The organism is Chitinophaga sp. OAE865, from assembly GCF_040546735.1.
GTDB classification, from domain to species: domain Bacteria; phylum Bacteroidota; class Bacteroidia; order Chitinophagales; family Chitinophagaceae; genus Chitinophaga; species Chitinophaga polysaccharea_A.
Genome location: NZ_JBEPOF010000001.1, coordinates 1,888,637 through 1,910,164 on the forward strand (window position 1 = coordinate 1,888,637; position 21,528 = coordinate 1,910,164).

The 21,528-nt window shown below is 47.3% G+C and carries 20 protein-coding genes; 8 read left to right on the forward strand and 12 right to left on the reverse strand.

The window, feature by feature from the left end:
• Nucleotide 1 precedes the first annotated feature (1 nt).
• The 4 genes from ABIE50_RS07915 to ABIE50_RS07930 all read left to right on the forward strand — a co-directional run bounded on the left by ABIE50_RS07915 (nt 2) and on the right by ABIE50_RS07930 (nt 5,159).
• Nucleotides 2-754: a zinc ribbon domain-containing protein gene (locus ABIE50_RS07915; protein WP_142683668.1), complete on the forward strand. Its 753-nt coding sequence runs from the start codon at nt 2-4 to the stop codon at nt 752-754.
• Nucleotides 755-1,028: 274 nt separating this feature from the next.
• The gene (locus ABIE50_RS07920; protein WP_209864903.1) at nt 1,029-2,516 is read left to right on the forward strand and encodes a tetratricopeptide repeat protein; all 1,488 of its coding nucleotides are present in this window, start codon (nt 1,029-1,031) and stop codon (nt 2,514-2,516) included.
• 32 nt (nt 2,517-2,548) lie between these two features.
• The gene (recN, locus tag ABIE50_RS07925; protein ID WP_209864900.1) at nt 2,549-4,204 is read left to right on the forward strand and encodes a DNA repair protein RecN; all 1,656 of its coding nucleotides are present in this window, start codon (nt 2,549-2,551) and stop codon (nt 4,202-4,204) included.
• Nucleotides 4,205-4,346: 142 nt separating this feature from the next.
• Nucleotides 4,347-5,159, forward strand: a complete 813-nt coding sequence (locus ABIE50_RS07930; RefSeq protein ID WP_142683665.1) for an enoyl-ACP reductase FabI — start codon at nt 4,347-4,349, stop codon at nt 5,157-5,159.
• 160 nt (nt 5,160-5,319) lie between these two features.
• Here the strand turns inward: ABIE50_RS07930 and ABIE50_RS07935 are convergent, their stop codons facing one another.
• Complete coding sequence (locus ABIE50_RS07935) at nt 5,320-5,541, reverse strand: DUF2795 domain-containing protein (RefSeq protein ID WP_012794455.1); 222 nt, start codon at nt 5,539-5,541, stop codon at nt 5,320-5,322.
• A 100-nt stretch (nt 5,542-5,641) separates the two neighbouring features.
• On the opposite strand from ABIE50_RS07935, the gene ABIE50_RS07940 reads away from it, so the two are divergent.
• Nucleotides 5,642-6,292 (forward strand): ABC transporter ATP-binding protein, encoded by a 651-nt coding sequence (locus ABIE50_RS07940; RefSeq protein ID WP_209864897.1) that lies wholly within the window; start codon nt 5,642-5,644, stop codon nt 6,290-6,292.
• On the opposite strand, the gene ABIE50_RS07945 is transcribed toward ABIE50_RS07940, so the two are convergent.
• From ABIE50_RS07945 to ABIE50_RS07955, 3 genes are read right to left on the reverse strand one after another with little or no spacing between them, the layout of a single operon-like run.
• On the reverse strand, nt 6,289-7,188 hold the full coding sequence (locus ABIE50_RS07945; RefSeq protein ID WP_209864895.1) for a histone deacetylase family protein: 900 nt from the start codon (nt 7,186-7,188) through the stop codon (nt 6,289-6,291). The two genes, ABIE50_RS07940 and ABIE50_RS07945, sit on opposite strands and share 4 nt — an antisense overlap.
• The gene (gene pdeM, locus ABIE50_RS07950; protein WP_209864892.1) at nt 7,185-7,832 is read right to left on the reverse strand and encodes a ligase-associated DNA damage response endonuclease PdeM; all 648 of its coding nucleotides are present in this window, start codon (nt 7,830-7,832) and stop codon (nt 7,185-7,187) included. The genes ABIE50_RS07945 and pdeM overlap by 4 nt, the downstream gene beginning before the upstream one ends.
• Nucleotides 7,833-7,873: 41 nt before the next feature.
• Nucleotides 7,874-10,327: a ligase-associated DNA damage response DEXH box helicase gene (locus tag ABIE50_RS07955; protein ID WP_209864889.1), complete on the reverse strand. Its 2,454-nt coding sequence runs from the start codon at nt 10,325-10,327 to the stop codon at nt 7,874-7,876.
• A 52-nt stretch (nt 10,328-10,379) separates the two neighbouring features.
• Between ABIE50_RS07955 and ABIE50_RS07960 the strand changes: the two genes are divergently transcribed.
• The gene (locus ABIE50_RS07960; RefSeq protein ID WP_209864887.1) at nt 10,380-11,705 is read left to right on the forward strand and encodes an NCS2 family permease; all 1,326 of its coding nucleotides are present in this window, start codon (nt 10,380-10,382) and stop codon (nt 11,703-11,705) included.
• On the opposite strand, the gene ABIE50_RS07965 is transcribed toward ABIE50_RS07960, so the two are convergent.
• From ABIE50_RS07965 to ABIE50_RS07975, 3 genes are all read right to left on the reverse strand, one after another.
• Complete coding sequence (locus ABIE50_RS07965; RefSeq protein WP_502913958.1) at nt 11,706-12,566, reverse strand: S66 peptidase family protein; 861 nt, start codon at nt 12,564-12,566, stop codon at nt 11,706-11,708.
• A 202-nt stretch (nt 12,567-12,768) separates the two neighbouring features.
• Nucleotides 12,769-13,164 carry an ester cyclase gene (locus ABIE50_RS07970; RefSeq protein WP_209864883.1) on the reverse strand — a complete coding sequence of 132 codons (396 nt, stop codon included), beginning with the start codon at nt 13,162-13,164 and terminating at the stop codon, nt 12,769-12,771.
• Between the two features lie 63 nt (nt 13,165-13,227).
• Nucleotides 13,228-14,085, reverse strand: coding sequence for an AraC family transcriptional regulator (locus tag ABIE50_RS07975; protein WP_209864881.1), 858 nt, complete (start codon nt 14,083-14,085; stop codon nt 13,228-13,230).
• Between the two features lie 97 nt (nt 14,086-14,182).
• On the opposite strand from ABIE50_RS07975, the gene ABIE50_RS07980 reads away from it, so the two are divergent.
• Nucleotides 14,183-14,767, forward strand: a complete 585-nt coding sequence (locus tag ABIE50_RS07980; RefSeq protein ID WP_209864880.1) for a hypothetical protein — start codon at nt 14,183-14,185, stop codon at nt 14,765-14,767.
• A 139-nt stretch (nt 14,768-14,906) separates the two neighbouring features.
• On the opposite strand, the gene ABIE50_RS07985 is transcribed toward ABIE50_RS07980, so the two are convergent.
• Together ABIE50_RS07985 and ABIE50_RS07990 are read right to left on the reverse strand one after the other, a co-directional pair.
• Entirely contained in the window at nt 14,907-15,509 is a 603-nt protein-coding gene (locus ABIE50_RS07985; protein WP_209864878.1) for a hypothetical protein, read from the reverse strand.
• A gap of 37 nt (nt 15,510-15,546) precedes the next feature.
• Nucleotides 15,547-16,041: an Lrp/AsnC family transcriptional regulator gene (locus ABIE50_RS07990; protein ID WP_142683654.1), complete on the reverse strand. Its 495-nt coding sequence runs from the start codon at nt 16,039-16,041 to the stop codon at nt 15,547-15,549.
• A gap of 144 nt (nt 16,042-16,185) precedes the next feature.
• On the opposite strand from ABIE50_RS07990, the gene ABIE50_RS07995 reads away from it, so the two are divergent.
• The gene (locus ABIE50_RS07995) at nt 16,186-17,538 is read left to right on the forward strand and encodes an MFS transporter (protein WP_209864875.1); all 1,353 of its coding nucleotides are present in this window, start codon (nt 16,186-16,188) and stop codon (nt 17,536-17,538) included.
• Here ABIE50_RS07995 and ABIE50_RS08000 read toward each other — a convergent pair.
• The 3 genes from ABIE50_RS08000 to ABIE50_RS08010 all read right to left on the reverse strand — a co-directional run bounded on the left by ABIE50_RS08000 (nt 17,506) and on the right by ABIE50_RS08010 (nt 21,505).
• The gene (locus tag ABIE50_RS08000) at nt 17,506-19,110 is read right to left on the reverse strand and encodes an ATP-dependent DNA ligase (protein WP_209864872.1); all 1,605 of its coding nucleotides are present in this window, start codon (nt 19,108-19,110) and stop codon (nt 17,506-17,508) included. The two genes, ABIE50_RS07995 and ABIE50_RS08000, sit on opposite strands and share 33 nt — an antisense overlap.
• Nucleotides 19,111-19,113: 3 nt before the next feature.
• Nucleotides 19,114-20,121 carry a ligase-associated DNA damage response exonuclease gene (locus ABIE50_RS08005; protein WP_209864868.1) on the reverse strand — a complete coding sequence of 336 codons (1,008 nt, stop codon included), beginning with the start codon at nt 20,119-20,121 and terminating at the stop codon, nt 19,114-19,116.
• A 73-nt stretch (nt 20,122-20,194) separates the two neighbouring features.
• Nucleotides 20,195-21,505: an ABC transporter substrate-binding protein gene (locus ABIE50_RS08010; RefSeq protein ID WP_209864865.1), complete on the reverse strand. Its 1,311-nt coding sequence runs from the start codon at nt 21,503-21,505 to the stop codon at nt 20,195-20,197.
• Nucleotides 21,506-21,528 lie beyond the last annotated feature (23 nt).

A 21,528-nucleotide genomic window follows, 5' to 3' on the forward strand; every position in this document is an offset into this window, starting at 1 on the left:
CATGGCAACCGTAAAAGAATACTCCGTTGAAGAAAAATTAGCGTCTGTACTCAGATTGCAAAAGATTGATTCCAAGCTGGATGGGATCCAGGTGCTGAAAGGGGAGTTGCCGATGGAGGTAAAAGACCTGGAAGACGAGATCGAAGGCCTGAATACACGTCAGTCTCACATTGAGAATGAAATGAAAGGTATACAGGACTTTGTTGCCAGCAAGAAGAACGCCATCAAGGAAGCGGAAGCGTTGATCAAGAAGTACGAGAAGCAGCAGGATAATGTGAAGAATAACCGTGAGTTCGAGGCCATCACCAAAGAAATGGAGATGCAGGCGCTGGAAATCAAGCTGGCTGAAAAGCATATTAAGGACGCTAACGAAGAGATCAAGGAAAAAAGCCGCGTATTGGAAGTAGCCAAGAAAGCGGTGGCGGATAAAGAAGCGAACCTGAAGCATAAGAAAGGCGAACTGGAAAAGATCATCGGCGAAACAGATAAAGAAGAGAAAGCTTTCCGCAAAGAAAGTGAAGAAGCTAAAACCAAGGTAGATCCCCGTTTATTACAGGCTTACGAAAAGATCCGTAAAAACTACCGCAATGGTTTGGCTGTGGTAACTGTAGAGCGTGATTCCTGCGGCGGGTGCTTTAATGCCATCCCTCCTCAGCGCCAGGCGGAAATCCGTCAGCATAAAAAGATCATCGTTTGTGAACACTGCGGACGTATCCTGGTGGATAATGATCTTGAAGCTACCGTGACGATCTAACCATCCCGGCATAAACATTTTGAAAGGACATCTGAGGATGTCCTTTTTTTATTGGCGTATGTGTATAAAAAAATATACTAATTTATTTAGTTTTGTTTTACTAATTATATTAGCTTTGTGATGGTTGCCTTTGCGCAGGTACCTTGCGTAGTAACTCTTTTATTTTGTGGCAGGGAATTAGCTAAACAATACAACTTTAAAAAATGTGAAGTGTTATTTGGGATTTGGAAGATGTTATGAGAGATTTGGCCTTTAATTCAGGAATTTTTCCCGTATGCGTATTATTTTTTCTTTGTTGTTATTGTTGAGCGTCGGATTTAACGTGAGCGCCAGGCAGAAAGTTTTTGATTTTAATACCCGCTGTGAGCAGGCGTATGATGCTATCATGCAGTTGAGGTTAAACACCGGACGGGCTTTGCTGGAAGCAGAGAAAAAAGAGCACCCGGATAACCTGGCGCCTTATTTCCTGGATAACTATGCGGATTTTTTCCCGCTCTTCTTTAATGAAGATCCCGCAGAGTATTCAAAGAAAAGGAGCCTGCGATCGTTCCGGCTGAATAAAATGGCGGAAGGATCACCGGATTCTCCTTACTACCTGTACACACAGGCGGCTATTAAATTCCAGTGGGCGCTGATCAAAATAAAGTTTGACGAAAAATGGGATGCCACCTGGGAGATCCGGAAAGCATATATGATGCTGAAAGAAAACCAGCAGCGGTTTCCCGGTTTTGTGCCCAATAACCTGTTGCTGGGCGCTATGCAAACCGTATTCGGGACCATTCCGGAGGGATATAAGTGGATCACCAATATCCTGGGCCTTAAAGGCAGTATGAAAGAAGGAATGGCCAATGTGAACAAGTTCATTGAGAGCAATGCGCCGGAAGCGAAGATGTTCCGGGAAGAATCCTACTATTATTATTGCTACCTGATGTTGTTTATTGTGAATAAACCGGAAGAAACGTGGGAATTCCTGCAAAGAAAACAGCTGGATACAAAAAATAACTACCTGTTTGCTTTAATGGTGGCAAACCTGTCGCTGAACAACCAGAAGGCTGCCACCGGGATAAAAGTGCTTCAGGAGCGTAATGATACAGCCGAGTATGCGGATATCCAGTATTACAACTATGTAATGGGCTTACTGAAACTTACCAGGTTAGACCAGGATGCGCACATTTACCTGGAACGGTTTGTCAATAACTTCAAAGGCAAGTTTTATGTGAAGGAGTGCCTGCAGCGGCTCAGCTGGTACTACTACCTGGAAGGGAACCAGGCTGCGGCAGATAAATACCGGGCTTTGATCCTTACAAAAGGCGGGCTGGAAACGGATGCAGATAAACAGGCATTGAAGGAAGCCAAAACCGGCAAATGGCCTAACCCCTTCTTATTGCGGGTACGTTTACTGAGCGATGGCGGGTATTTCACCAAGGCGCTGGCATTGCTGCTTACAAAAAAAGCTGCAGAGTTCCCGGCAATGGAAGATAAACTTGAATATGCCTACCGCCTGGGCCGCATTTACGACGAAAGCGGGCAAGACGATCAGGCTATTGCCATGTATGAAGTAACCATAAAAGTAGGCAGCAACAGGCCGGAATATTATGCGGCACGCGCTTCCCTTCAAATGGGTTACATTTATGAAAAAAGAAACGATAAAACAAAAGCCATAGAATGTTATCAGCGTTGTCTGAACATGAAAGGCCATGATTATAAAAACTCCCTTGACCAGCGTGCCAAAGCAGGCATGCAGCGGGTCAACGGAACCTGAGCTTTCAACATCATAAAGGAATTTCCTTACTTATGTTACAGCGATTAACCATCAAGAACTACGCAATTATCGATCACCTGGAAGTGGACTTTTCAGGAAACCTGAACGTGATCACCGGGGAAACCGGTGCAGGTAAATCTATTCTGCTCGGGGCCCTTTCCCTGATACTGGGAGAAAGAGCGGATCCCGGGGTGTTGTTCGATAAAACCGGCAAATGCATCATAGAAGGATTTTTTAAAGTAAAAAAATCACAGGTGGCCAATTTCTTCCAGGAACATGAACTGGATCTGGAAGACCAGCTGATCATAAGAAGGGAAATAAGTGCCGCAGGTAAGTCAAGGGCCTTTGTAAATGATACGCCGGTGAATATCTCCCAGCTGGCAGAGCTCAGTGGCTACCTGGTAGACCTGCACCAGCAGTTTGATACGCTGGCGCTCGGCAATGCCGATTTCCAGAGGGAAGTGATCGATGCACTGGTAAACAAACCCGCGGAACTGCAACAATACCACCAGGAGTTTATTCAGTACACACAGGTACAGAAGAAATATAAACAACTGCTGGACAACCGTGATAATGCAAACAAAGAGCTGGACTATAACCGTTTCCTCCTCGATGAACTGGCGGAAGCGGGTTTTGATCCGAACGAAATAGAAGACCTGGAAGCGGAGCTGCAAACATTAAGTCATGCGGAAGAGATCAAGAATACCCTCAACCGTGTTTATTTTCAGCTGAAAGAAGATGAACAACCTATCCTGCAGCAGCTGAAGCAACTGCAGTCGTCACTGCAGGGATTGTCAGGTTTTCATAAAGATGTACCGGCAGTGGCTGAACGCCTGTTATCTGCCTATCTGGAGCTTCAGGATATCGCCGGGGAAGTGGAAAGTATTAATGATCATGTACAATACGATGCCCAACGGATAGAACTGGTGAATGAAAGGATGGCGCTGGGTTACCGGTTATTCAAGAAACATGGCGTACATACCACGGGTGAACTGCTGGCTATAAAGGAAATGCTGACACAGAAGGTAGACGATGTATTGAACCTGGATGAGCAGCTGGCATCGCTGGAGCAGGAACAAACGCGGCTGAAAGAAAACCTTATGAAAGCAGCCGGCGTTATTACCGGTCACCGCCAGGAACAGGCGGGGCCTTTTGAAAAACATGTGAATACCCTGCTTGCACAGGTAGGTATGCCCAATGCCCGTCTGAAAGTGGCTATCACACCCGGAGAGCTCAATCCCTATGGACAGGACACTATCGAATTCCTGTTTGACGCCAATAAGAGCAACCAGTTTGCACCGGTAGGCAAGGTGGCATCCGGTGGTGAATTGAGCCGCATTATGCTATGTATCAAGTCGCTTGTAGCGCAATCAGTAGCGTTACCCACGCTGATCTTCGATGAAATCGACACAGGGATTTCCGGGGAAGCGGCCCGCCAGGTAGGAGTTATCCTGAAAGGCCTTGCCAAATCGCACCAGATCATCTGTATCACTCATCAGCCGCAGATTGCGGGCAAAGCAGATGCACATTACTTCGTGTATAAAGATGCCAAAGCTGATAAAGTAACTACCAGTGTACGTTTGTTATCGCCGGATGAACGGGTAAATAAGATCGCCCAGATGCTGAGCGGAGAGCGGCCCACCGCTGCCGCGCTGGAAAATGCACGTGAAATGCTGGCTGTACATTAACAACAGCCTTTCCATAACAGCTGTTAGCCTTTAGCAGATTGCCTTTAGCTGGTATAAAACCATCTAAATGCCGTTGCAGACAGCTAACAGCTTTTTTTTTCAACTATAACGACTATTTTTGCCGAAATTAATTTTTGACCAAATGGCTCATAACTTATTAAAAGGGAAGAAAGGTATCATCTTTGGCGCACTGGACGACAAGTCTATTGCCTGGAGAACAGCACTGCGTTGCGTGGAAGAAGGCGCTGAAATTGTGCTTACCAATGCCCCTATTGCCCTGCGTATGGGTGAGATCAACAAACTGGCGGAAACCTGTAAAGCACCTGTTATTCCGGCTGATGTTACCAATATGGATGATCTGACCAACCTGTTCAACAAATCCATGGAGCATTTTGGAGGCAAGATCGACTTCATTCTCCATTCCGTTGCTATGGGTATGAACATCCGTAAAGGCAGAAGCTATACTGATCTTGATTACGATTTTAATCACAAAACATTTGATATCTCTGCAATGTCGCTGCACCGTGTGCTGCAAACAGCCTATAAGCTGGATGCACTGAATGAATGGGCCTCTGTTATTGCATTGTCTTATATCGCGTCTCAGCGTGTATTCCCGGACTATGGTGAAATGGCAGATGCCAAAGCCCTGCTGGAGTCAATTGCACGCAGTTTCGGCTACCACTATGGCACACACAAGAAAGTACGCGTAAACACCATCTCCCAGTCGCCGGTTAAAACAACTGCAGGTGGCGGTGTGAAAGGTTTCGATGGCTTTATGTCTTATGCAGAAAAAATGAGCCCATTGGGTAACGCCACTGCAGACGAGTGCGCCAGCTATGCTGTGGCCATGTTCTCTGACCTCACCAGGATGGTGACTATGCAGAACCTGTTCCACGACGGTGGTTTCTCCTTCACCGGTGTTTCCAAGCCAGTGATCGACCAGATGGAAAAATAAATATACTTATTTATTGAGCCCGGCGATGTGGCGGATGATGACATCATCATTGCAGCATCGCCGGATCAGCAGATACCAAAATAAAAGCCGCTTCCTTATCAGGAGCGGCTTAGTAATTATTTGTCATAGTAAAACGGGAGTGTGCGGTAAGCGATAGTGGCTAATATTCATCCTCGTTAAAGAAGAAGTCGTCCTGCGACGGATAATCAGACCAAATATCTTCAATCCCCTCATAAATTTCTCCCTCATCCTCCAGCTCCTGAAGGTTCTCGATTACTTCGATCGGTGCACCGGAACGAATGGCGTAGTCGATAAGTTCGTCTTTAGTAGCTGGCCATGGAGCGTCCTCCAGGTATGAAGCTAATTCTAATGTCCAGTACATCTTATTAAAATTTTTACTTTTTAATTTTCCGCAAAAGTATTATTTAATTTGAAATAAACAACTTTTACTATTTTATCGGTTAATTACTTTTCTTTGGGTTATGCTAACCGCTCGCAATGTCACCAAAAATTATTCCAATTTACCCATATTAAAAGGGGTAGATATTACTGTCAGTAAGGGAGAGATAGTAACTATCGTAGGATCGTCCGGGGCGGGCAAAAGCACTTTGCTGCATATTCTCGGAACCCTTGATACGCCTACTGCAGGGGAGATATGGCTGAATGATGTCAATCTGACGGCTTTAAAGGGAAATACCCTGGCCGATTTCAGGAACCGTCATATTGGCTTTATTTTCCAGTTCCATCACCTGCTGCCGGAATTCACCGCCCTGGAAAATGTTTGTATCCCCGGCTACATTGCCGGTACCCGGAGAAGCCAGGTAAAGGAAAAAGCCGTGTTCCTGCTGGAAACGCTGGGCCTCAAAGACCGGCTGGAGCACAAACCCAACGCCCTCTCCGGCGGAGAGCAGCAAAGAGTGGCCGTGGCGCGCGCCCTGATCAATGATCCTGACGTGGTAATGGCCGATGAGCCAACCGGTAACCTCGACTCCCGCAACGCAAGGGAGCTGCATCACCTTTTTATGGAACTGCGGGATCAGCTGAAGCAAACCTTTATCATTGTTACGCACAATGAAGAGCTGGCGCCTATGAGCGATCGTCAGCTGGTGATGAAGGATGGTAGAATTATTTAGCCGTAAATACGGATGCCGGCCCTGAAAGTATTACAGTGTGCATTTACGATATCACGGATATGGGTGGAATAACCGCCTCCCATGGCCACTGCACAGGGAATATGATGTTGCCGCAGTGAATGGAAAACCATTTCATCCCGCTCAAGGCAGCCCTGCTGCGTTATTTTCAGCTTCCCGAACTTGTCTGTTTCCAGGATATCCACCCCGGAGAGATAAAAAACAATATCGGGTTTTACCCGGTTAATCAGCACAGGCAGAGCATCTTCAAGTAATTGCAGGTAGGCGCCGTTATCCATACTGTTTGCCAGGGGAATATCCCAGTCGGACACTTCTTTGTGAAAGGGATAATTGTGCGCGCCATGCATACTAAACGTATATACATGGGGGTTACCTGCAAACAGCGCCGCGGTACCATTGCCCTGGTGAACGTCCAGGTCTATCACGAGCGCCTGCCGGATCAGTTGCCTGTGCAGCAGGTAATTGGCGGCTACGGCAAAATCGTTGAGCAGGCAGAAGCCTTCCCCATGATCTGCAAACGCGTGATGGGTACCTCCTGCCACGTTAAAACCAATACCATGATCCAGCGCATGCAGCGAAATGTCAATGGTGCCCTGTGTAATAACGATTTCGCGTAAGGTGAGGGCGGGCGACTGCGGGAACCCTATCTTCCGCTGTTCACGCGGTTCCATCGTTTGATCCCGCAGCTTATGCCAGTACTCCGCGGTGTGTGTGAGGAGGATAATGTCTTCTGTGGCGGGTTCAGGGGCGAACAACTGCCCGGGTGTAATAACACCTTCCCGCAGCAGCTGGGCAGGTATCAGTTCATATTTGAGCATCGGGAAGCGATGATCGGCCGGCAGGGGATGGGTATATATATCGTGACTGGCAATTATCATTGTGCTCGTATAATCGATTTTCCGGCTATTACAAACACGGGGTCCCTTTCGTCAGGGTCAAGGGTAGCCGAGCCGGTAAAGTGGCCAAAAGCGGGTAAAATGCCGCAATGGCGGCCAAAATAAAAACAAGGTAAACGCAGTCGTTGCCTGCCTGCACCCTGCATTACAAAAGCCGGGTGCAGGTGCCCGGAAAAAGTATAGGCGAAGCCATTGTTATCTTCACAAGGCTCATGGATAAAATGAATGTTACGCAGGGTAAGCGCAGGATGTATGTTGATCTGCAATTGTTCGTACACATCATCGGCCATGATATCATGGTTACCTTTTACGAGGTCGAAGGAGATCCGGGAAAACTGTTGCCGCCATAGCCTGAAATACTGCACTTCGTTATTTTCCCGGCTATGGAACATATCGCCCACTATAATGATCCGCTCCGGCAGATAATGGGTGATCAACTGTTGCAACCGGAAAAGGTCTTCCTGTACAATGCCCGCCGGTACTGCAATTCCGGCCTTCCGGAAATGAGCAGCTTTCCCCAGGTGCAGATCTGAAAGGATCAGCGCTTTCTCTTCTTCCCAAAAAATTGCCCGCTGGGGCGATAAATGCCAATGCTGCTCCTGAAAGTGAAATATTTCCCCAACCACTGGTTCAACTGTTTTTTAATGAGGTGCAAATTAGAGATTTCTTAGCCGTTCACCGTGATCAATTTTTTGATCCTGTCTTCCAGCTTTTCACTGGTCATGGTATCACGCAAACTGTCTACCTTAATAGGAAAGCAGAAAGGTGTAAGCTTTTGCGGTGTGGTGATCACAATCCGGCTTACTGCGATACGTTCCAGCGTTTCCCTCAACCGGGCTTCTTCCATCTGGTAAAAGAAAGCTTCATTGAATGCCTGTTTCAGCAACAGGTTTTGCGGATCATAATCCCTGAACACATTGAACAGCAGCGACGCTGATGACTGCAGGTGACGGTTGGCCTTGTGTTTGCCAGGATAGCCCTGGAATATTAAACCGGCTATTACTGCGATATCGCGGAACTTGCGGCGGGCCATTTCCGTGGCATTTACACTGGTTTGCAGTTCGGTCAGCAGGTTTTCGGTAGAAAACAGTTCTTTGGCATTTTCGGCTGTTAAGGGGATAGGCTGGTCGGATAACAATTCAAAACCATAATCGTTCATAGCCATAGAAAAAGTAATGGGTTGGATACGGCTGATCCGGTAGGCCAGCAGTGCTGCCATTACTTCATGTACAAGTCGCCCTTCAAAGGGATATACGAAAAGATGATAACCATCCTTTGTATTGATCTGTTCAATCAGCAGCTCGCCTGCTTTGGGAATATGCGACAGCTCTTCTTGTAAATTGAACAGCGGTTGCAGGGCGATCAGCTCAGGATCTTTTGTGTTCCTTGATAAGGCTTCATTGAATTTTTCCCGGAGCATGCGCCCCAGGTTCGACGACAAAGGGATACGGCCTCCCTGGTAGCTGGGTACGATGGATCTTTTCGAATTTGATTTGCGGACCAGTACCGTCATATCCTTGATCAGCACAAATTCAAGGTTGCGGCCAGCCAGCGTAAAGGAGTCGCCGGGAGATAACCGGGAAATAAAGCTTTCCTCTATTACGCCAATGTAGCCACCGCTCATAAACTTCACTTTCAGCATGGCATCACTTACAATAGTACCGATGTGCAAGCGGTGGCGCATGGCCATCATGCGGCTGCGGCAGATATAGAAATTACCTTCCCGTTCTACTTTTTTGAATTCATCATAACTGCCCAGGGCGTCACCACCGGTGGTAAGAAAGGAGAGTAGCCACTGCCAGTCATCTTCCGTGATATGCTGATAACAAAAGGTATGTCGTACTTCTTCCCAGATGTCGGTGGCATGAAAGCCGTCGGATACTGCCAGTGTCATCAGGTACTGGAGCAATACATCATAGGCAAGTAGCACAGGCATCCGGCTTTCAATGAGATCCTGTTCCATAGCTGCTTTCAGTGCAGCCGCTTCTACCAGTTCCAATGCATGTGTGGGCAAAAAGAAAATTTTGCTGATAGCCCCGGGCTGATGCCCGCTGCGGCCGGCCCTCTGGAGAAAACGGGCCACTCCTTTGGGGCTGCCTACCTGTATCACACTGTCTACCGGCCGGAAATCCACGCCCAGATCCAGGCTGGCGGTACATACCACCGCTTTCAGGATGCCGTTGTGCAGGGCTTCTTCCACCCATATGCGCAGTTCCATGTCTATAGACCCGTGATGCAGTGCCAGTGCACCGGCCAGCATGGGATCTTCCCGTAGCAGCGCCTGGTACCACAGTTCAGATTGGGACCGGGTATTGGTGAATATCAGCGTGGTTTGACTGTCGTTGATAACAGGAAGCGCCTGTGGCAGCATTTTGATCCCCAGGTGCCCTGCCCAGGGATAGTTTTCTATTTCATGGGGGATCACGCTTTTCAGGGCAATATTCTTTTTCAGTTTGGCGCGGATAATAAGCCCATCGCTGTGATACGGTCCCAGCAATACTTCCATGGCTTCGTCGAGGTTGCCGATAGTAGCGGAGATCCCCCATACCTTCAGCTGGTTTTCACGCAGTCCTCTCAGGCGGCTGAGGGCAAGCTCCACCATCACGCCGCGCTTGCTGCCTATGAGCTCATGCCATTCATCCACCACAACGGTGTGCAGGTGTTTAAAGACGGAGGGGTATTCTTTCTGGGCCAGCAGCAGGTGCAGGCTTTCCGGTGTAATGATCAGCACTTCCGGCATTTGCTTTTTTTGTGCTGCGCGGGTAGAAACAGGCGTGTCGCCGCTGCGGATGCCTACCTGCCAGGGAACATTGAGCTCCTGCAGCGCGCTTTCCATGGCCCTGCCCAGGTCTTTGGCGAGTGCGCGCAGCGGTGTTATCCACAAAAGCTGTAAGCCATTTTTTGTTTTACGGGTATAATCCTTTGGGTGCGCATCAATCCATGCGATAACGGCTCCCAGGAACAGGGAGAAGGTTTTCCCGAAGCCGGTAGGGGCATTTACAATTCCCGATTTACCCTGCAGGTAAGCTTTCCAGGCATCCTCCTGGAATTTGAAGGGCTTCAGGTCTTTTTCGCCCAGCCAGTTATTGATCACTTTCCATCCACCCGAACGTTGTTGCATAGGAATGAAATTAGCATAAAATGATAAATCGTGAAACGCTTATTTTTGCGTTATGCTCGCAAAATTTTTCCATCTCACCGAACATCAGACAACTGTAAAAAAAGAAATACTGGCAGGGTTAACCACCTTTTCAACTATGGCATATATACTGGCGGTTAATCCCAGTATCCTGTCGCGCACAGGAATGGATTTTAATGCGCTGATCACTGCTACGGCACTGGCGGCAGCCATTGGTACGCTGGTAATGGCGTTGTATGCCAGGCTGCCTATAGGCGTGGCGCCGGGGATGGGATTGAATGCTTTTTTTGCTTATACTATTGTGTCCTCTATGGGCTATAGCTGGCAATTTGCGCTGACCGCCGTGTTCCTGGAGGGGATTATTTTTATTTTTTTGTCGATGTTCCGGATCCGGGAGGCGATCATCAACAGCATACCGGAGAACCTGAAACATGCCATTTCAGTGGGTATAGGCTTATTGATCGCACTGATAGGGATGGCCAATGCGGGCATTATTGAAACGGGTATGCACCATGTGGGCAACGGAAAACTGGATGGAGTGATCCTGAAAATGGGAAACATTACCAGTATAGGCCCCCTTATTGCATTGATAGGGCTGATTGTCAGCGCTGTGCTGATGTACCGTAATGTGAACGCTGCATTGCTGATCGGCATACTGGCGGCCACGGTGGCAGGAATCCCGCTGGGAATTACGCATTTCCCGGCAAACGGCCAGCTGGTAAGCCTTCCGCCTTCGCTGGCGCCGGTAGCCTTCAAACTGCAGTTTGATAAGATATTCAGCCTAGATATGGTGATGATCCTCTTCACCCTGCTGATGGTAAATCTTTTTGATACTGTAGGTACGCTGATAGGGCTTTGTAATAAAGCCGGGCTGCTGGATGAGAAAGGAAGACTGCCCCGCGCCAAACAGGCGTTGATGGCAGACGCAGTAGGCACTACTGCGGCAGGGTTATTAGGTACCAGCGTGGTAACGGCTTATGTGGAAAGCGCCAGTGGTATTGCAGCAGGAGGTAAAACCGGTTTAACATCCCTTACAGTGGCTGTAATGTTCCTCCTTTCCCTGTTCTTTGCCCCGGTGTTTGCCATGATCCCGCAGGCGGCTACAGCACCCGCGCTGATCATTGTAGGTATGCTGATGATGGGGGCTGTTACCAAAATAGATTTCAACGATGTAACAGAAGCGATTCCTGCGTTTTTAGCTATTGTGATGATGCCTTACAGTTATAGCATAGCAGAAGGGATTGTGTTTGGTATGTTGTCTTACGTATTGTTGAAAGTATTAACCGGGCAGTACAAAAGCATCAGTCCTGTTATGTATGTACTGGCAGTGTTGTTTATCATCACTTTTCTTGTGAAGTAATTATTCTTTTAATGTAACGGTATCGTCGCCTACGTAAAGGGTATGCATCATACCACATTTAAGCGCATAGTTATTTTTCTGATGCCCTACGGGGAAATTGAAACACACAGGATAATTGAAATCCTTTACTTTTTCCAGCACCATATCGTATACTGTTCTGCCAAATTCTTCGCCGGGATCATCCGGTTTAATGCGGTTAAATCCGCCAATGATAAGACCGGCGAGGTTGTCGAGCTTATGTGAGCGCTGGAGGGTGCCCAGCATACGGTCAAGGCTATACGGATATTCCCCTACTTCTTCCAGGAACAGGATCTTGCCGTTTGTATCAATTTCAGAGTTAGTGCCCGACATACTTTGAATAATGGAGAGGTTGCCGCCGGTGATCACGCCCCGTGCTTTTCCTTTGCGGTTACGCGTATCCGGCAATGCGGTGTATTGCATTTTTTTACCGGTAAGCGCCTGGTAAATAGACATGATGGTATCCTGAACAACAGGATCTGATTTTCCGAAATCATCGGGGAAGCTATTGCACATTTTTGAGTGCAGGGACGCTATGCCGAAATGCCGTCCGATATGGCAATGCAGTACTGTCGCATCGCTAAATCCGATCACCCATTTGGGTTTCCGCTGAAAGTGCGAGAAATCGAGCTTGTCAATGATCCGCGCGGTGCCATAGCCTCCACGGCCACACATAATTGCTTTTATATCATCATCGTTCAGCATGGCCTGCAGGTCGGCAAGCCTTTTGGCATCAGTTCCGCCGAAGCTGTAGTCGCGGTCGCCAACGGTTTTGCCTATACGTACATTAAACCCCCAGCTTTCCATAATCCGGATAGCAGGTTGTATTTCATCCCTGTTAATGTATCCCGCAGGACAGGTAATGCCAATGATATCGCCGGGCTTCAGATAAGGAGGAACAAGTGGCTCCTTCTTATCTGAAGGGACGGATAATCCAATGCCGGCAAGTGTTTGCAGCGCAGGTAATCCTGCGCCGGTGGTAATAAGGGCAGACAAAAAGTGTTTCCGGTTCATACGCTTAAAATAAGCATATTTCGCCAGATAACTATGCTGTGATCATTTCGCGGATAGACCAGTGGGCAACGTATTGTTCATCTTTCAACCGGATGATGTCAATAATGCGGAGGGTAGCTTTCCGGCCGGTGGGCGCCTGGCCCATAAAAGGAGCGGAGAAGGTACCTGTAAAGGCTTTATGGGTAACTACTTTATCATCTTCCGCTATCATATCAAAAATTTCCAGCTGAAGATCCGGCATAGCAGGATGTAACAATTTTAAAATAAAATCGCGGGTGGCATTGCGGTCCTTGCTGCCTTCCGGCGCCGTATGATTTACAAAGTCCGGCGCAACGATTTCTTCAAACGCCTGCAGGTTGCCTTTCACCAGGAACTCTTCATTGAAGCGTTTTACCACTGCCTTATTCTTTTCGGATAATGTTTGCATCTTCTTCCTTTTTTATGCACACAAAATTATCGCGGAATATTTACGGCCGGTAACGGGAAAAGCTCAGATGATCGCCTTTTTGGCTCTGATATGATTGGGAGTGAGGCCATAGCGCTGTTTGAAGATGCGGATAAAATGCGATGTGCTTTCAAAGCCACAGGTGGCGGCTATTTCGGCTACCTGCTGTGTAGTGGACTCCAGCAATGTGCGTGCATAAGATAGCCGTTGTTCATTGATCCACCGGCGCGGGGATGTTTGATACTGCTGTTGGAAATCACGTTTAAAAGAAGCCAGGCTGCGGCCGGATAACCTTGCCATCTCATCCAGGGTAACCGGCTGAAACAGGTGTTGCTTTACAATGAATGTAATGTCCTGTGGCTGTGCATATACAATCTGCTGCATAAAGGCAAGTACGGAAGCATGCTGTGGTGTGCCCAGTAATAGGAGGAAGGCCTCGTATAACTTTACAGACAGCAAGGCTGCCAGCGTAGATGGCGCCTGCCTGAAGTAAGCAGTGTACTGCTCTCTGAAAGCCTCCAGCAATGGAGTGACCGGGACTGTGAGATAGTTGGTGGCAGCAGCTTTTACCGGTGTTGTATAATTGTATTTGTGCAGGAACCTGCGCAGTTGTTCATCTGAAAAATATAACAGCAAACTTTGAAACTGTAATCCATCTTCCACAAAATCCGACATCACATAGAAGCCACGTTTCATCAATAGTATAGAGCCTGCTTCTACTTTCACGGTGCGATGGTCGAAATGTAAAAGTTTATGCCCTGTTAATACAAATATCATTACATTTTCCGTCAGGAATATGGTGCGCTTATCGGCCCTGTTTCTTTGCTTTAGCTGGGCAAAATGCATGTTGCCTGCTTTAAGGATCTGTTGGCCCTCCTGGTTTGTTGGAAATTTGACTAACATAGGATAAAGGTAAGGGAAATTGGTTTTTAACCTTTCCACATCCCAAACGTTATTATTAATGGCAGCATTTTTGAATCTATTTCCAAAACCTGATGCTATGCGTCTCCTCTTTTTTTGTTTATCACTTCTATTTGTTACCACTGTGGTAACCGTCCAGAAAAGCGCCTGGCTTATTACACCCGGAAAATCTATAGGGCAGATAAATCTTGAAGCTCCTGCCCAGAGCCTTTCCGTATTGGGAAAACCGGATGGCGGCGATGCAGCCATGATGAAAGCATGGCGCATCTGGTACAGCCGCAGAAAAGATAACAGCATTGATTCATCACATATGCTGGCGGTATTTACTGCTATGCGTACCCAGGATACACAATATGTAAAACAGATCCGGGTCAATTCACCGAAATTCAGAACCAGTAAGGGAGTAGGGCCGGGAAGTACTATTGCCGCTATCAGGAAAGCATATCCCGGTGTGGAGAAAGCGCAGGCTTATGAATCGGCAAATAAAGCAAGAAAGATTGTGGTGTATGAAGACAAAAAACTGGGAATTGCCTTTGAAACGGCTAATTCCCGGAGCAGGAAACCGGTATGTTCCATGGTAGTTGTTTTTGATCCCGGTGAATCTGCTGCGGGTGTCCTGGATTTTCATACAGGGTTTGATCTTATGAACCCCGTGGTTCCATAGTTTTTGCCGGGCTTCTCTTTTTCTCCGTCGGGCCGGGATCTGCAAAGCGCCGGCCATTATGCGCGGCTGATAAACTTTCCTTTTTAGAAAATTCATAAACGGAGGGATAAGCCATTTGGTTACTATAACCGCTAACTTTTTATCTTGTGTTCTTTACACCTATATTATAACTAACAGCGACGCCGGCTATACCATGAATATCGGGGTTATATTGATTGTTATTAAAGAGATAAGAAAAACTAACACCGAATGAGTGATGACTAACCGGGAATCTTATCCCCGTACCAAGTGCAACGCCCGACACATGTACCTGGTTGGTGGTTACTTCTTCATCATCCACAAATTCCACACTGCGGGTGGAATTCTGAAAACCATAACCTGCACCTGCATAAAATCCCCATTTTGTAAAATCCTTCCTGGAGGCCGCGTTCCCGTAATTCCATGTTAAAAGGAACGGTACGTTGGCCATGAAGATACTGGTAGAATTGCCACCGGTATTGCTGTTGTAATTATCACCGATAGAGGTACCAAGACCAAGCTGTACACCGGCAGAGATCACCGATTTACCGGAGAAATGTATCATGTTCAGCCGGGGAGAATAAACGATTCCTCCGCCCAGGAAATTATGCGTGGAAAATAATCCTCCGCCTATTGCATGGGAAAACAAGGGCGATTGCGCCCGGGCAGTAACACATTGTATTAAAAAGCATCCTGCACACAGTAATGCGTATAGTCGTAACATTGGTACCGGGAATAGTTTCAGAGATACTGTGTTAGCGTTAAAAAACTACCTGGTGTGTAGCTTTAATCACTGAAATAACAAATATACTTTGTGTATGGCTCAGATTATCCAACTCACCAAGTTTGTTCACATAAAATTCACGGTATTCGTCCATGTCTTTCACCTGTACCTTGATCATGAAGTCGAATTCACCGGAGATATTCAGGCATTCCGTTACTTCTGTAAAGCTGAGTATTTCCTGGATAAATTTCCTGCCGCATTTTTTATTGTGTTCTTTCAGTGTGATATAACATAACACGGTAAGGCTCTTATTAATTTTCCTGGGGTCTACTATGGCGGCGTATTGCTTGATAACGCCTGCCTGCTCCATCTTCCGTATGCGTTCATATACCGGGGTAGTACTGAGGTTTAACTGACGGGCTATATCCCGGATGGTCATTTTAGCATCCTCTTGTAATAATTTCAGGATGCCAAGATCTTTTTCATCCAGGTTTAATTGTATATCCGTATTATTTTCTTTTTTACCGGCCATGAGTATTTCAGTTTGGAACAAATATCTGATTTATTGAAAGATAATGGCTGTTTATTCTAAATTTTTAATAATTAAATGTCGTTTGAGATGTTTTATTAGGTTTGTGCCGTGAAACGAAAACGGATTATATTGACCGTAGCCTGTATGGCTATTTTCTTTGAAGCGCTGGATGTGTCTGTGCTTAATATGGCCATTCCACAGATGGAATCATTTTTCCATTTCGGTGTAAACGCCATTCAGTGGGTGCAAACAGTGTATGTATTATTTTATGCAGGATTTGTATTACTTGGCGGCAGGTTAGCAGATACTGTAGGGAAGAAGAAGGTATTTGTGACAGGCGCCAGCTGTTTTGTGATGGCGTCCCTGGCGGCGGGATTTGCCACGGGCTTTCCCTGGCTGCTGGTATGCAGGGCCTTGCAGGGAGCAGGCGTGGCGCTGGCCATCCCGGCAGCAATGGCTGTTATTACCAATACCTTTACTGAACCTGCTGAAAGGAACCGTGCCTTTGGTGTTTTTGGCGCCACTGCTGGTATCGGGTTTGCTACGGGGCTGGCCACGGGCGGCTTAATCAGTAATTATCTTGGCTGGCAATGGGTGTTTTTTATTAACGTGCCCGTAATAGGATCGGCCATTATACTGGCCATGATCTATATTCCGGCAGACGAAAAGCCGGTGGTAAAGCCGGAGCATAACCTGTTGAGCGCTCTGCTGATCACCTGCCTTATGATGCTGGCGGCGTGGCTTATCCATGATCTTGGTAATATTACCCATCACTTTGTTCAGTATGGTTTGTGGTTGCTGCTGTTCCTCGCCGCAGGTATATTTTTTATACGCCGGGAACGCGTGCATCCTTCACCGTTAGTAAACTTCCGCTTGTTCCGGTTACACGGAGTGATCACAGGAAACATTGGTGCAGTAATGCTTGGCAGCATCTTTCTGAGTTATATCTTCATGCTTACATTATACCTGCAGAAAGATCTCCGTTTCACATCCTCACAAGCGGGGCTGCTGTTATTTCCTTTCAGTATTTTATCCGGTATTGTTTCGAAATTCATACTGCCACATCTTTTCAGAACATTGGGCGTAATAAAAACAGCCATGCTTGGTAATACATTTATGGGGGCCGGTATCCTGTTTTTTATGGCCAGTTATTTTACGGATTATTCTTTTTTATTTATTCTCTGCGCAGCAGCCTGTATTAATTCATTTGGTATGGCCATCACATTTCCCTGCGTAACCATCCTGGCAGTGCAATCTGTACCGGAGCCGCAGCAGGGACTTGCTTCGGGGATCAACGGTACGGCCAATGCATTAGGAGGCGGACTGGGCTTATCTTTATCAGCACTGGTGATGCAGCTGGCAGCAACAAAAGGCTGGAGCAGTTATAGTGTCGCGTTAACCATGCTGGTGATCATTGCGGTGCTGTCTGTTGTACAACTAGGGGTGTTCTACCGGAAGAATGCGTCAGCTCCCGGTGTTGTGCCCGTTCACCCGTAACAGCTCTTTCAGATCTTCCAGGGTATTGATCTCTGCTACGGGCTTGTCTTTCCTCCAACGGTTAATACGCGGGAAACGCAGGGCAACGCCGGATTTATGACGATTGGAAGCGGCAATGCCTTCAAAGGCAATTTCAAATACCAATTGGGGTTGCACTGTTCTTACGGGGCCGAATTTTTCAAGGGAGTGGCGTTTGATCCAGTTATCAACTTCGGCAATTTCTTTATCTGTAAGGCCGGAATAGGCTTTGGTAAAGGGTACCAGCTGATCCCCGTCTTTCACCGCAAAAGTATAATCGGTATATAAATTTGAGCGACGGCCATGGCCTTTCTGTGCATATATCATCACCGCGTCTATGGTGAGCGGGTCAATTTTCCACTTCCACCAGTCGCCACGCTTGCGGCCTACCTGGTAAGCAGCAGCCTTTCTTTTGAGCATTAATCCTTCGCTGCCTTTATCGCGCGACTGTAACCGCAGTTGTGTTAATTCATCCCAGCTATCGAAAATAATTTCCGGTGATAATTGTAACACTGGCGCCTGTATGTTTTGCACCAATGTTTCCAGCAGGGCACGCCGTTCTGCCAGTGTTTTTTCCCGGATATCTGTTCCTTCCCATTCCAGCAGGTCATAACTAAGGAAGATGACCGGCGCTTCCTGCAACTGTTTGCGGGTTACATTTTTACGGCCAATTCTTGTTTGCAGTGTTTGAAATGGCAATGGTAATCCATCTGCAAAAGTCAGTATTTCCCCATCCAATACAGTTCCATCCGGTAATGCAGTATTCAGGGGAACAAATTCCGGGAACTTTTCGGTGATCAGTTCTTCCCCCCGCGACCATACGAACAGTTGTCCTTCCCGCTTGATGATCTGTCCGCGGATCCCATCCCATTTCCATTCCGCCTGCCATTCTTTTTCCGTTCCCAATGTTCCGGGCGGTCCTTCCAGTGCGTAAGCCAGGTAAAATGGGTAAGGCCGCGACGCGTCTGCACCGGTAGTATGCTGATGTAACAATTCTTCGATGGTAACATTATGCGGATCCCAGTTGCCGCTGATCATATGTGAAAGGGTAGCAGGCTCGATGTCGTAAGTTCTGGCCAATGCGTTCACCATCATTTTCTGCGACACGCCTATACGAAAGCCCCCGGTGATCAGTTTGTTGAACACAAACCTTTCCCCGTTATCCAGGGCATCCCATGCCTGTAAGATAAAAGCCTGTTTGGTTTCTTCCGTTGCTTTTTCCAGTTGCTGCAGCTGTTCCAGCCAGTAGTGGAGAGGAGCGGCTACGGGCTTTGTCCGCGGCGGAAGCAGTAAGGCTATGGTTTCACCGAGATCGCCTACTGTATGATAGCATTCTTCAAAAAGCCAGTCGGATAACCCCGTAACCTGTATGCACCATGTTTTAAGCTGTGTGCTGTTAACCGTCCGTTTAGGGCGGCGCCCGGAAAACAAGGCCAGCACCCATGTTTTATCTTTATCCGGCGCTGTGGCAAAGTATTGGCTCAGCGCCCCCAGCTTCTCGTTGGTTTTGGTGCTGTTGCTTAATAATTGTACCAGTTCAGCAAATTGTTGCACGGTTTAAGATTCTGGGTTATTAATAATTTCTTCATCGCCATAAGAAGTAGTTACTTCTCTGGCGGCAATACCTTTCTCTGTCAGATAACGGGCAAATACGCTGCTGAAGCCATGTGTGGCATATACCTGTTCAGCGCCGGTAGCGGTAACTGCGTCCAGCAGCCCGGCCCAGTCGGCATGATCAGATAACACGAAGCCCGCATCCGCATTCCTGCGCCGCATATTACCGCGAACCTGCATCCAGCCGCTGCAGATGCCCAGGGAATAAGGCTGGAACCTGCGCATCCATACATTATCTTCTGCCGAAGGCGGTGCAATGATCACGGCATTCTTAAAAGCTGTTTTTGGTGTTTCAGGAGTGATCCTTTCCACGGGAGGTAAAGGCCAGCCTTCCTGTAACAGTACTTCATGCGGAATGGCAATGGCGCCATGGGCCAGGAAGTGATCCACTTTGTCTTTCAGGTGATACAGCAGCCGTTGTGCTTTACCAAGACTGTAAGCCAGCAGTACACTGGCTTTACCGGCCTGCTGGTTTTCATATATCCATTGGGTGATACCATTGAAGATCTGTTGCTGAGGCGCCCACCGGTAAATGGGCAGGCCGAAAGTAGATTCTGTGATAAAGGTATGGCAGCGGATGGGCTCAAACGGGGCCGATAGCCCGTCGTTCTCCAGTTTGTAATCGCCGCTGGCTACCCACACTTCCCCATCCTGCTCTACCCGTATCTGTGCTGAGCCAATAATATGACCTGCGGGATGCAGGGACACTTTCACGCCATTAAAGAAAATAGTTTCCCCGTAAGCAACGCCCTGCACCTTTATATCATTACCAAGTCGTAGCCGTAGCAAGGGAACACTGGCATTTTCACATAAGTAGTATTGATTTCCCCAGCGGGCATGGTCAGAATGCGCATGTGTGATCACAGCGCGCTTAACGGGTTTCCAGGGATCGATGTAGAAATCCCCTGCACCGCAGTATATGCCGTTATCGGTGAATTGCAGCACGTTCATATAGGGAATGTACGCAAAAAAAATCGTGCCACGACAACCGTCGTGGCACGATTCAGATGATGTTGCGAGGCAACTATTTATTCATTTTAATATCTGCGCTGTCCCCCTTCTGGATAATGTAGATATTTTTATTTTCAAAGTAGGAAGGTGTTTGTTCTCCTTCTTTCAGGTACACCGGCAGAAAATTGTAATTAGTGATCACTTTAGGTGCATTACTCACCATGCTGTTGAAATAAACGCCATTGGTATACAGCAGTTTCACAAAGTAGTAGGTCAGGTCAAAGCCTTTGAAAGCCATGTCCGACGGGCGTGCCTTGTATACCCTGCGGAAATAATCGGAGATATACTTGCTATAGTAATCTGTTTTGTCGTTGTAATAGGGAGATGAATAATATACCTGTAAGCCTTTAAACTCGGGCTCTTTCAGCTTGATCACATCCCAGGTGGGCATACCAAAGATCTGCAGGGGATAGGTAGCAGCGGAAACGCTCAGCTTACGCAGCAGGCTTTTGGCGCCGGCTTCATCCAGGGCAGTTACAATAACAGCATTGGTACGGTCTGTAAGCAGGTATTTGGAAATTTCTTCCGGTGTGGTGGCTTCATTCCATACTACTTCGCGGATCCTCGATTTCCTGGTGCTTTCCATCTTTTCGTAGGAAGCCCTGAAATCTGCTGCCAGTCTTGTTTCAAAGGCAGTGTTCCTGCGGAACAGCACGATGTTCTTATTGGTGAAAGCGTCCTGGATATAATTCTGGAGCGCATCACAATGTGTTTTCAATGTGCTGTTAGAGATATATAAAAACGGGTTGTCGCTGATACCGCCATCGTTGGGATAGGTACCGGAAACGAAATTGATCTCTTTGCTTTTGGCAAAATCGCTAAGTTCTTTCAGTTCGGGATTGCTTACTGCTCCGAGGATCAGGTCTGTTTCGTCGAGTGCTTTGCTGCGGATCAGGGAAGATACGCTCTGCCTGGCTTTGCTGTCGTATACGGTCACTTTCAGGTTATATCCCAGTTGCTGCAGGGTATCCAGTGCAAGCTGGGCACCTTCATAAAATTCAAGACCGGGCAATACATACCGGGGCATAGTGCGGCCGGGGATTTCTGTACTGTTGGCAAAAACGGAATCGAGGTATAATGGTGCAAAGAATGCAATGTTGTAAGAGGCTTTTTTAACTTCTTTACCGAATGCAGGTACATTAAAAGGCGCCTTTGCAGCTTCTTTCTTATTATCCTCCGGTTTTTTTTCCGGTTTAGGTTTACTCAGAGATGGTGGTGGCCCGTCTACCTTACTGGTGCTTTTCCTGGTAGATGAGCAGGAGCTGATCAAAACCAATAAAGCCAATCCGGATAACAGGTGCTTAATAGAAACTAAGTGGTTCATAATTGGCGCTAATTTACAAAAAT